We start from the raw sequence: 10,919 nt of genomic DNA, 5'->3' as shown, positions 1-10,919 counted from the left end.
ATGATCTGACCCCATAAAGTTGGACAGTTAGTTAAGCAGTTTTTAAAAACTGGTTTCTATATTGTACAGGGGATAAACCTTGTAGCTTCACCTTGATTCTCTCATGATTATAATAATGAATGTACTCTCGTATAGTTTTCTCTAACTCATCAGTTGATTGAAATTTTTCACCATGAAAGCACTCCGATTTTAATATTCCAAAGAAGCTTTCTATTACAGCATTATCTAAGCAATTTCCTTTACGAGACATACTTTGAATTAAACCATGTTGCTTTAATTGCTGTTGATAATGAGCCATTTGATATTGCCATCCTTGATCTGAATGGAGAATTGGTTTCTCATGTCGCTTAAGTTTAGCTAAAGCATGAATGAGCATATCTTTCACTAACTCATAATTGAGTTTACGTTGGATCCGGAAGGTAATAATTTCCCCATTAAATAAATCTATAATTGGTGATAGATAAAGTTTTTCACCGTTAACATTAAATTCCGTCACATCAGTTGCCCATTTCTGGTTGGGACGGTTCGCTTTAAATTGCCGTTGCATAATGTTATCGGCCACCATCCCGACACAACCACTTTTATATGAGCGATATTTTAGTGCTCTGATACGTGATTTAAGTCCCATAGTTTTCATAAGACGATATACACATTTATGGTTGATTATTATTCCTGTACTTTTCAGAGCAAGAGTAATTCTACGATAGCCATAGCATCCCTTATGCTTGTGATATATGGACTTGATCTGCTGTTTTAACTCAGTATATTTATCCTTAGAGCGTACAGCTTTCATGTGATAGAAATAAGTACTACGAGCGATCTTGGCAATACTGAGTAAGAGCTTTAATGGATAAATTTGCCTTAATTCTGAAATAACTTGAACACTGTCTGCAGTAGAAATTGAATTTAGGTACGTTGCTTCAGTTTTAAGGCTTTTAGCTTTTTTAAAAAGGCAACCTCTGCTCGTAAAGCGGTCACTTCATCAATGAGCTCCTGCTGAGATTTATCTTTGTCATCTTTTACAGACTTGGTTATTTTAGTTTTATCTTGTTTAAGCATATTGGTATAAATCCTCGTGGTATTAAACCCAGCAATCCCTTCTTTATGATACTGAGCTAGCCACCTTCTTAAAATTGACGTCCCGCTCAGATTTAACCGTCTTCTAACTTCTCTTACCGGTATCTTATCAAGAAGCATTTGTACAGCCTTGATTTTAAATTCGGAAGAGTAGTAGGTTTTTTTAGTTTTAACATTCAGGCCATCTTCACCTTGTGCCTTATAGTTTTCAATCCATAAGCGGATGGTTTGGAGATCTACATTAAATTCTTGTGAAAGGATTTTATATCCTTTACTTCCCTCTAAATAAGCTTGAATGACTTTTAATTTTAACTCTTTTGAATGCTTCGGAATTGGCATAGAGCACACCTCATAAGTTTTAAAAGTCTAACTTATGGGGTGCAGTTCAGGACGGGAGAGGGACACCCTCGGGTGTGCTAGTCTGAGTTCATGCTAGTCTGTCAACCTTCTTCCGTTCTGCCACCATAATTCTATAAATGTCTGGCAGAACTCCCTATAAAAAGGAGTTGGCTTTGCACATTCTTAATTTCTTGGCAGCCTTTGCCAAAAGCTATAACGACACAACTTAAAAATTTAAAGCAGCTTGATGCCCTTTAGGGTTTTCAGGCTTTAAGTCATTACGGCTCAAAAAACTTGCATCAACAATAAAACTTGAGATGTGCCAAGCACAGTCTTACGGCTTTGCTATGCCTTTTTTCTCCCAAAAAGTATCTCGTTTAGAAACAACAAGAATTTATAACGGTAAAAATATGCCAAATTTAGTTCTCTCAACACGTGCGATCCAAATCATTAATACATCGATTCATTTGTTTCACCATCACGGATTTCATACGGTTGGGGTCGACCGAATCGTGAAAGAGTCTCACACTCCAAAAGCAACTTTTTATAACTACTTTCATTCTAAAGAGCGATTTATAGAAATCTGTTTGATCGTGCAAAAAGAACGCTTAAAAGAAAAAGTGGATGCAATTGGTGAGTACGATCAAAGTACAAACGTGAAGGATAAACTTAAGAAACTTTATTTCTTACATACCGATTTAGAGGGACTGTACTATTTATTGTTTAAAGCAATTTTTGAAATGAAACTGACCTATCCAAAAGCCTATATCACCGCAGTGAGATATAGAACGTGGCTCATCAATGAAATCTATAGCCAACTTAGAATACTTAAAAACGATGCGACTTTTCAGGATGCCAAATTATTTTTATATATGATTGAAGGCGCAATCATTCAGCTTTTAAGCCCGGATGCGGCAATTGAGAGGGAAAAGGTGTTGGATTGTTTTTTGGCGGGATTTGTTTAGGACAAATGAAAAAATCAACGTATAAAACAATCCTATTTATAACTATTTATAACGGATCTAATCACTTCTTGTAGATCCAAAATAGCTTTGTCTTTTAGAGATGTTTTTCTACATGAAAGAACCATCGGGTAGGTCGGGATCGAAATTGGACATTTTGTATAAATCAGTGAGGGTACAATTTCAGAAATTTTTCTTGCAGCATGGGTTGGAAGCGTACAAACCGTTCCTTTTCTTTTTAATAACCAAGGAATGGCTGCAAAATGAGAGGTGGATGCAAATATGTGTCTGGTTTTATTTAATTTTGTTAAATGTTCGTCAACTATTCCGATCTGTGCTGTATTAGAAATTAATAGATGTTCAAAACCTAAAAACTTTTCCAAGGTCAGATCAACAGCATCTTCAGGGTGAGTGACTAAACAAGAATAATCACCTAAAACCATTAATTCTCGGTACAAAGAGTGATAGTAAATACCACCAGAAGTCACTCCAATATCAACATTATGTTTTACTAACATTTCAGCAATAATATGCATGTATGTCTGTTTTATCACGATTCTATAATGCGGAAATTTTAATCTAATTTGCTCGATAATCTCTTGTGCAAATGCAATTTCAAAATCATCTGACATACCAAGAGTGATAATTCTTTGCTGTAATGTATTGGTATTATCTGGTAGAGATATCAGTGTTTCTCTAAAAATATTTAAGGCATTGCTGACCAATGGTTTTAAAGCATGGGCTTTAGTAGTGGGTGCTAGACCTCGGCCAGTCCGTTGGAAAAGTGGATCTTGGTAAATATCCCTGAGGCGTCTTAAAGATGCACTGACCGCAGACTGAGTAATTCCTAAACGTTCCGCTGCACGCGAAGCATTCTGCTCTTCATATAGGATTTCAAAGCACTTCAAAAGATTTAAGTCGATTTGTTCGATATTAATTTCATTCATATCTGATAGTGCCTAAATCCTATTCCATAAAGATGGTGATTATATAACAATGAATTCAGACGTAATGAACGGAACTTGTATGGAAAGTTATAGATAAGGTTCTTATTTACGTGATGCTTTATCAAAATATATCAATTTTTTGGTCAAAAGTTATTGATATTATTGTTGATTTTTAACCTGATCTAGTAAATAGGATTGATCAGGTTTATTTGGAAAAATATGATTAAGGACTGATTCTATGACAGATTATCTTTTAAATCTAGCTTTTCGATGAGTTAATCACTCTAGACAATTGAACCCCCCGTTAAATTTAAATCTAAACACATATGAATGTTGTTTATAGGGGATTCGTTTGCCAAAAAATGCAGGGATGTGTTCAAGCACAAGCATTTTAAAGTTTCGATATAGGAATTCGACATGTTAAAAAAACTACATGTGCAGGTAATTATTGCAATTATTGCTGCCATTATTTTGGGTTTAGTCTCTCCTGAATGGGCAAAGGCAATGAAGCCATTAGGTCAAGCATTTATTGCTTTACTCAAAATGCTTTTAGCTCCTTTGATTTTTCTTACCTTGGTTCATGGTTTAACTCATATTAAAGATATGAAAAAACTGGGCCGTTTGGGTGTTAAGTCGCTTATTTATTTTGAAGTGCTAACAACTGTAGCAATGCTGATTGGCTTTGTATTTGTCAATGTGTTGCAGCCCGGTTCAGGACTTCATGCAACCGATTTAGCCGAACCTGATGCGGCAAAAGGTTCAGCAACACTTTCGGCGGTTGATTTCTTCTTAAATATGATTCCGCACACCATCGTAGATGCTTTTGCGACCGGAAACGTATTGCAAGTATTGGTTGTTTCGATTTTAGCGGGTATGGCTATCAATTTATGTTGTGGCCCAGACTCTGTAATTGTTAAAGGAATTGATGAAGCGCAAACCATCTTGTTCAAGATGCTGGGCTTTATTATGAAACTTGCTCCGCTCGGTGCATTTGGTGCGATGTCGGCTGCAATTGGTAGTTACGGCGGTGAAACACTCATTTATTTAATGAAATTAATTGGTGTTTTCTATGCAGCATGCTTCTTCTTTATGGTGTTTGCCCTTGGTGCAGTGACATGGATTATTGGTCTACCTTTTCTCACCATTTTAAAAGTGATTCGCGACGAAATACTTTTGGTGTTCGGTACAGCATCAGGTGAAGTTGCCTTTCCAAAACTGATTGAAAAGCTCAAAAAAACGGGTTGTGACGAGGCTGTTGTCGGGTTCGTATTACCTACAGGTTATAGCTTTAATTTAGATGGCACAGCTTTATATATGGCAATTGCGGTGGGCTTTATTGCACAAGCAACTGACACACCTTTGAGCTTAATCGACCAGTTGGTTTTATTAGCAATCTTAAGCTTTACATCGAAAGGGGGAACTACTGTCGCTGGCGGCGCCTTTATTAAGTTGGCGGCGACCTTACAGTCTGTAAAAACTTTACCACTCGGTGGTTTGGGACTGTTATTTGGTGTTGACCGAATTATGGCAACTATCATGGCAATTACCAACATTATTGGAAACACGCTTGCAGTCTATGCGGTTGCTCGTTGGGAAAATGCTTTCGATGCTGATGCTTTTGAAAAACAAACAGGTAAGAGACCTAAACGTAGTTTGCTACGGGCGAAAGATTCTTTGGTAGAGACACCATTAGCCTCCGATTCAAATCAATCAAGTCAAGTTTTAGATAAATCTCATTAATTATCTCAACTTCTTATATCGAGAATAGACATGCGTTTAAAAGCGATAGACCCAGAACATTTAACTGCTGAACAACAAGTTGTTTTCGATGCAATTGCAAGCGGTCCACGTAAAGGGGTGCGAGGTCCTTTAGCGATCTGGTTGCATCATCCGAAGTTAGCCAATTTGGCACAAAGTCTTGGTCAATATTGCCGATACGATAGTTGTTTAGAGCCGCGTTTGAGTGAATTAGCCATCTTACTAATGGGTAGACACTGGCTCGCTGAATATGAATGGGCTGCTCATAAACCATATGCAATTGAGGCTGGCCTAAATACAGACGTCATTGAAGCTATTCGTTTAGGTGAGCAACCCGCATTTATTCATAAGGACGAACAATTAATTTATCAGTTTATTTGTGAGCTTCACGAGACCAAAAGGGTTTCTGATCAGACTTATCAAGAAATAGAGCAACTACTTGGGACAGATACATTAATCGATTTAGTCGCGATTGCAGGCTATTACACCCTTATTTCTATGACGATTAATGTTTTCGAAGTTCCACCACCAGCAGGTGTAGCTCCTGAATTACCAACTCCAAAAGCAGGAATTTAATATGTTTGATGAAATTAATCCTCAAGGACGTTTGCAAGACAAAGTTGCAATCATTACGGGTGCAGGTTGTGTTGGTCCGGGGTGGGGAAATGGTCGTGCCGCGGCAGTACTTTTTGCTAAAGCAGGGGCAAAAATTTTTGCTGTAGATCGTTCGATTGATGCAATGCAAGAGACTTTAAATCGTATTCAAAACTTCGGTGGTGAAGTAACCCCTTTTGCATGTGATGTGACTGACAGTGAGTCAGTTAAAACCATGGTTGAAGCCTGTGTAGAGAAATATGGTCGTGTCGATATTTTAGTTAATAACGTAGGTGGTTCTGCCGCTGGTGGAGCTGTCGCATTATCAGAAGAAGCTTGGAACAAACAACTCGACTTAAATTTAAAAAGCGTCTTTTTAACTTGTAAGCACACCATTCCATATATGGAGCAACAAGGCGGTGGTTCGATTGTAAATACGGCTTCAACTTCTGGAATCCGTTTTACAGGTGCTCCGCAAGTTGCCTATGCCGCAAGTAAAGCCGCGATTATTCAATTATCAAAAGTGACTGCTGTCGAATATGCCCCTAAAGGAATACGCGTAAACACTGTCTTGCCTGGTCAATTACATACTCCAATGGTTGAGGTCCGTTTAGCAGGACAACGTACTGGCGGTGATGTCGATCAATTGCTTGAAAGTCGTTTAAAACGAATTCCCGCAGGTTTTATGGGAGATGGTCGTGATACAGCTTTTGCTGCTCTGTTTCTAGCAAGTGATGAAGCCCGTTTTGTTACTGGAACAGAAATTGTGGTCGATGGCGGAATGACTGCACGTTGTGATTAAGGTGAATTCTGAGTAACTCCAAATATGTGAGGTACATGGAATATTTGTTGAACCTAATAAGATTTGTTTAGGAAGTACTATGTCATTTAATTTGCCAAAAGGTTCATGGGATTGCCATTTTCATATATACGGGCCTTTTGATCGTTTTCCGTTACCTGAAGATGCTGCATATCATCCTGAACCAGCAACATTTAAGCAGTTGCTTGAATTACACAAAAGTTTAGGAATTGAACATGGTGTTTTTGTTCAAGCTGTTGCCTATGGTTCAGATAACTTCATCATTTTAGATGCGATTGAACAAAGTAACTTTAATTATCGAGGAGTTGCTTTAGTAGATCACGATATTACAGATGAACAACTTGTTGAATTAAAGCACGGCGGAATTTGTGGCATTCGCTTTAACATGATGGGGCATTTGCCTGGAAATCATGATCCACAAGCATTACGAGGTTTGGTTGAACGAGTTGCAAAGCTCGGATTGCATATTCAGATACACGGAAAAATTGAGGATATCTTCCCAGCGATTGAAGCGTGGCAAGACATAGATGTCGATATTGTGATTGATCATATGGCACGACCTAATTTGCTTGATTCACAAGATGCAGAAAATACTTTTAACAAGTTGCAACAAGTCATGATTAATCCGAAGCATTGGCTAAAAATTTCCGGAATTGATCGCGCACAGAATGGACAACCTGCCAGCACTTGGGATGCTTCACTGAATTGGGTTCAGAAGTTAATCAAACTTGCACCAAACCGCGTGGTGTGGGGAACAGATTGGCCTCATCCAAATGTAAAAGGTGAGGTTCCTAATGATGATGAGCTTTTAAAGTTTGCATTAAAAGTACTCGATACGCCTGAATTACTACAAGCCGTATTTGTCGATAATCCACGGAATTTATATTTCAGAGAAAATTAATGTTTTAAAACCAATGAAGTATTCATTGACTGAATACTTCTTCACTTAAAAGGAAGTTAAAAAATGAGTTTAAAAAAACTAGTTTCAGGAATGGGCTTATCAATTGCTATGGTCGTGCCAGCACATGCAGCGCAATTAAATGTTATTGCATCTGGTTCTTTTCATGGTGCTATGGATATCCTTATTCCGATGTATGAAAAATTAACTGGAAATACGGTTCATATCGAATGGGGGCCATCTGCCGGAAAGTCTCCTGAATCATTACCAATGCGAATTAAAAACAATGAAAAAATGGACTTGGCTATTATTTTGGATGATGCACTTAAATCGAATGAATTGAGTCAAAATTTTGACTTGTCTAGTCGCACTGAATTGGCAAATTCAAAAATTGGTTTGGCTGTGAGTAAAGGTACTAAAGTACCGCCGTTAAAAAATGAAGCAGACCTAAAGGCGGCTTTATTGTCTGCTCAAAAAGTTGCCTACTCTCAAGGTTCAAGTGGTGTCTATATTCGTTCAACCTTATTCAAAAAATTGAATATTGAACAGGAAATGCAAACAAAAGGGCTTGAGGTTCCAGGCAAAAAACTGGTCGGAGAAGTGTTAGCAGAACATCAGGCTGATGTGGGAATGCAACAGATTAGTGAGCTTAAGCATACTAAAGGGATTACCTTTGTTGCACCTTTACCTGAAAGTTTGCAATACGTTAGTAAGTTTTCATCGGTTATTTCAAAAAAAGCTGAACATCCTCAAATCGCAGCTCAATTTGTACAGTTTTTAAAGTCTAAACAAGCAGCAAGTATTTTGACCAACAGTGGGTTGGAACCACTGGGTCAGTGAGGAATCACCATGAAGAAATACTTAACTGTAATTTTATCGACATCATTGAGCCTCATGGGATGCTCAAGTCTTGATAAGGTTGAATCTAATATGGATCAAGCAAATTTAATTTCAAATTTCTCTGTTCATAAAAAGCAGATCCAACAAGGTGATGTCTCAATTGAGTTCTATGTACAAGGGAAGGGCCCCGTAATTGTATTATTGCCTTCGTTAAGTCGTGGAGCTAGGGATTTTGATGTTGTTGCAGATTATCTTGCAAAATCAGGCTTTAAAGTAATACGTCCTGAACCTAGAGGTATCAATGGCAGTACAGGACCTTTAGAGAATTTAACTCTCCATGATTTTGCTGCTGACGTTGCTTTAGTTTTAGATGCTGAAAAAACTGGACCAGTGGTAGTCGTTGGACATGCATGGGGAAGTCAGCCTGCACGTATGCTTGCTGCTGACAGACCAGATCTAGTTCGCGGTATTGTCATGGCCGCTGCTTCAGCAGGTAAGTTACCTAAAGATTCAACTGAAAAACCGTATGGGCGTTTAAGAGATACAATTGATAACGCAGGCAATTATAAGCTTCCTCAAGAACAACGTATTTCATATCTAAAACAAGCTTTCTTCGCACCTATGAATGATCCACATGTGTGGTTAAACGGTTGGTATGAAAAAAACCATGCTGCTGAAGCGCATGCACGAATTGTGACGCCAATTGATGAATATTTTTCAGGTGGAAAAACGATTCCAATCCTTGATTTACAAGGAGAGTACGATGCCGTTGTCGTCAAAAATGTAATGAAAGAGTATTTGCCTGAACGAGTTGTTGAACAGGTCATCAAAAACGCAGGTCATGCGATGGTACCAGAACAACCAGAAGCGATGGCAAATGCGATAGCCAAATTTTCCAAACAAGTTTATTCAGCCAATTAGTTGACTTAAATCTGCTTATTTAATTTTTAAACCACAATCATCTAAAACATGGAGTTGATTAAGATGAACAAAACCTTAGCTATTTTATCTACAGCAATATTATTAGTCACAGCAACAGTTACGGAAGCAAAGCAAACAAACGTTTCACCAGCAACGCATACGGCAGCTGCCTCTAAGGTAAGCAATGTGCCTTATGAGATGGTGAAGTATGGTGATGTTTCTATTCAAGCCTACGTACAAGGGAAGGGACCAACTATTGTGATTATGTCGTCACTAGGACGTTCTGTACGTGACTATGATGTGGTTGCACAAGATTTAGTTAAACAAGGCTTTAGAGTGATTCGACCTGAAGTTCGTGGAATTGGTTTAAGCCGTGGTCCAATGGAAAAACTGCATATTCAAGATTATGGAAATGATGTTGCAGCAGTGATCGAACATTTTAAAGCTGGTCCTGCAATTGTAGTCGGTCATGCATGGGGCAATTTCCCAACCCGTATGGTCGCAACGCAACGTCCAGATTTGGTTAAAGGGGTGGTGTTAGCAGGCGCTTCCGCAGGTAAAGTGCCTGAGGGATATAAAGGTAAACCAATTGGACCTGAGATTCGTGAGGCGATTGATAATGCTGGAAATGAAGAGCTTCCAGAAGCTAAGCGTATTGAATATTTAAAACGTGCATTCTTTGCACCAATGAATGATCCGCGCGTATGGCTAACTGGTTGGCACCACGAAGCACACGATGCACAAGGTTATGCGCGTAATAACACTCCTGTAGATGACTATTTTGCTGCTGGCAAAGCACCAATTTTAGATATTCAACCAGAATATGACACAGTTGCGCCTAAACCTTTAAGAGGTGTTTTAAAAGGTGCTTTAGGGGATCGAGTGACGATAGTCGAAATTAAAAATGCAGGTCATGCCTTAGTTCCAGAGCAACCGAAAGCTTTAGCGGAAGCCATTGGTAAATTTGCTAAACAACAATTCGCGAAAAAATCATAGTTGTTCCTTAAAGAAACGAACGTTCAAGAACGTTCGTTTCTAATCGATTTTGTGCATTAAGGCTTTAAGAGACTTTTCCATATGATTGACAAAAGTAAGTCCTCACTAAGCGAGGTTCTATCGCAAATCAAAGATGGTGCAACCATTCTGATTGGCGGTTTCGGTACCGCAGGACAACCCGCTGAACTCATTGATGGTCTGATTGAACTCGGTGTTAAAGATTTAACCATTGTCAGCAACAATGCCGGTAATGGCGATTATGGTCTGGCGAAATTGCTTAAAGCCGGTTCGGTTAAAAAAGTCATCTGTTCTTTCCCACGTCAGTCAGATTCTTATGTATTTGATGAACTGTACCGTGCTGGAAAGGTCGAGCTTGAAGTGGTACCGCAAGGTAATCTGGCGTGTCGTATTCAGGCAGCCGGTATGGGCCTAGGCGCTGTGTTTACTCCAACAGGCTTTGGAACACTTTTGGCCGAAGGTAAAGAGACCCGTGAGATTGATGGGAAAGATTACGTACTTGAATATCCGATCAAGGCTGACTTTGCCTTGATTAAAGCTTACAAGGGCGATCGTTGGGGCAATCTGGTTTACCGTAAATCTGCACGTAACTTTGGCCCGATTATGGCCATGGCTGCTGATGTCACCATTGCTCAGGTTTCTGAAGTGGTTGAACTCGGTGGATTAGACCCTGAGCACATTATCACCCCGGGTATCTTTGTACAGCACGTTGTACAAGTAGCGCCCGCACAGTAAGCAATAAGGAGAAA

12 protein-coding genes are annotated in these 10,919 nt (G+C 39.0%); 9 read left to right on the top strand and 3 right to left on the bottom strand.

Annotation, left to right across the window (positions count from 1 at the left end; genetic code table 11):
- Positions 1-31: 31 nt before the first annotated feature.
- Together MKL51_RS21030 and MKL51_RS21025 are read right to left on the bottom strand one after the other, a co-directional pair.
- Positions 32-874: an IS3 family transposase gene (locus MKL51_RS21030; protein WP_230445321.1), complete on the bottom strand. Its 843-nt coding sequence runs from the start codon at positions 872-874 to the stop codon at positions 32-34.
- Between the two features lie 32 nt (positions 875-906).
- Positions 907-1,416, bottom strand: coding sequence for a helix-turn-helix domain-containing protein (locus MKL51_RS21025; protein ID WP_002120495.1), 510 nt, complete (start codon positions 1,414-1,416; stop codon positions 907-909).
- A gap of 410 nt (positions 1,417-1,826) precedes the next feature.
- On the opposite strand from MKL51_RS21025, the gene MKL51_RS06340 reads away from it, so the two are divergent.
- Positions 1,827-2,381: a TetR/AcrR family transcriptional regulator gene (locus MKL51_RS06340; RefSeq protein WP_032007335.1), complete on the top strand. Its 555-nt coding sequence runs from the start codon at positions 1,827-1,829 to the stop codon at positions 2,379-2,381.
- Positions 2,382-2,413: 32 nt separating this feature from the next.
- Here the strand turns inward: MKL51_RS06340 and MKL51_RS06335 are convergent, their stop codons facing one another.
- Positions 2,414-3,325, bottom strand: coding sequence for a LysR family transcriptional regulator (locus MKL51_RS06335; RefSeq protein WP_270904248.1), 912 nt, complete (start codon positions 3,323-3,325; stop codon positions 2,414-2,416).
- A gap of 417 nt (positions 3,326-3,742) precedes the next feature.
- Between MKL51_RS06335 and MKL51_RS06330 the strand changes: the two genes are divergently transcribed.
- The 8 genes from MKL51_RS06330 to MKL51_RS06295 all read left to right on the top strand — a co-directional run bounded on the left by MKL51_RS06330 (position 3,743) and on the right by MKL51_RS06295 (position 10,905).
- On the top strand, positions 3,743-5,065 hold the full coding sequence (locus MKL51_RS06330) for a C4-dicarboxylate transporter DctA (RefSeq protein ID WP_017402677.1): 1,323 nt from the start codon (positions 3,743-3,745) through the stop codon (positions 5,063-5,065).
- A gap of 30 nt (positions 5,066-5,095) precedes the next feature.
- Positions 5,096-5,659, top strand: coding sequence for a carboxymuconolactone decarboxylase family protein (locus MKL51_RS06325; protein ID WP_017402678.1), 564 nt, complete (start codon positions 5,096-5,098; stop codon positions 5,657-5,659).
- 1 nt (position 5,660) lies between these two features.
- On the top strand, positions 5,661-6,479 hold the full coding sequence (locus MKL51_RS06320; protein WP_017402679.1) for an SDR family NAD(P)-dependent oxidoreductase: 819 nt from the start codon (positions 5,661-5,663) through the stop codon (positions 6,477-6,479).
- A 79-nt stretch (positions 6,480-6,558) separates the two neighbouring features.
- Positions 6,559-7,398, top strand: a complete 840-nt coding sequence (locus MKL51_RS06315) for an amidohydrolase family protein (RefSeq protein ID WP_017480648.1) — start codon at positions 6,559-6,561, stop codon at positions 7,396-7,398.
- Positions 7,399-7,461: 63 nt separating this feature from the next.
- The gene (locus tag MKL51_RS06310) at positions 7,462-8,235 is read left to right on the top strand and encodes a substrate-binding domain-containing protein (protein ID WP_017480649.1); all 774 of its coding nucleotides are present in this window, start codon (positions 7,462-7,464) and stop codon (positions 8,233-8,235) included.
- Positions 8,236-8,244: 9 nt separating this feature from the next.
- Complete coding sequence (locus tag MKL51_RS06305) at positions 8,245-9,156, top strand: alpha/beta fold hydrolase (protein WP_228131202.1); 912 nt, start codon at positions 8,245-8,247, stop codon at positions 9,154-9,156.
- Positions 9,157-9,219: 63 nt separating this feature from the next.
- A complete protein-coding gene (locus MKL51_RS06300) occupies positions 9,220-10,152 on the top strand; it encodes an alpha/beta fold hydrolase (protein WP_017480651.1) in 933 nt (310 codons plus the stop codon).
- A gap of 81 nt (positions 10,153-10,233) precedes the next feature.
- Positions 10,234-10,905, top strand: coding sequence for a 3-oxoacid CoA-transferase subunit A (locus tag MKL51_RS06295; RefSeq protein WP_017386040.1), 672 nt, complete (start codon positions 10,234-10,236; stop codon positions 10,903-10,905).
- Positions 10,906-10,919: the final 14 nt, after the last annotated feature.

It is taken from the genome of Acinetobacter sp. AOR18_HL, assembly GCF_027855145.1.
Lineage (GTDB): Bacteria > Pseudomonadota > Gammaproteobacteria > Pseudomonadales > Moraxellaceae > Acinetobacter > Acinetobacter pittii.
Note: the sequence above shows the minus strand (reverse complement) of the source record. Positions and strands in the feature narration are given on the sequence as shown.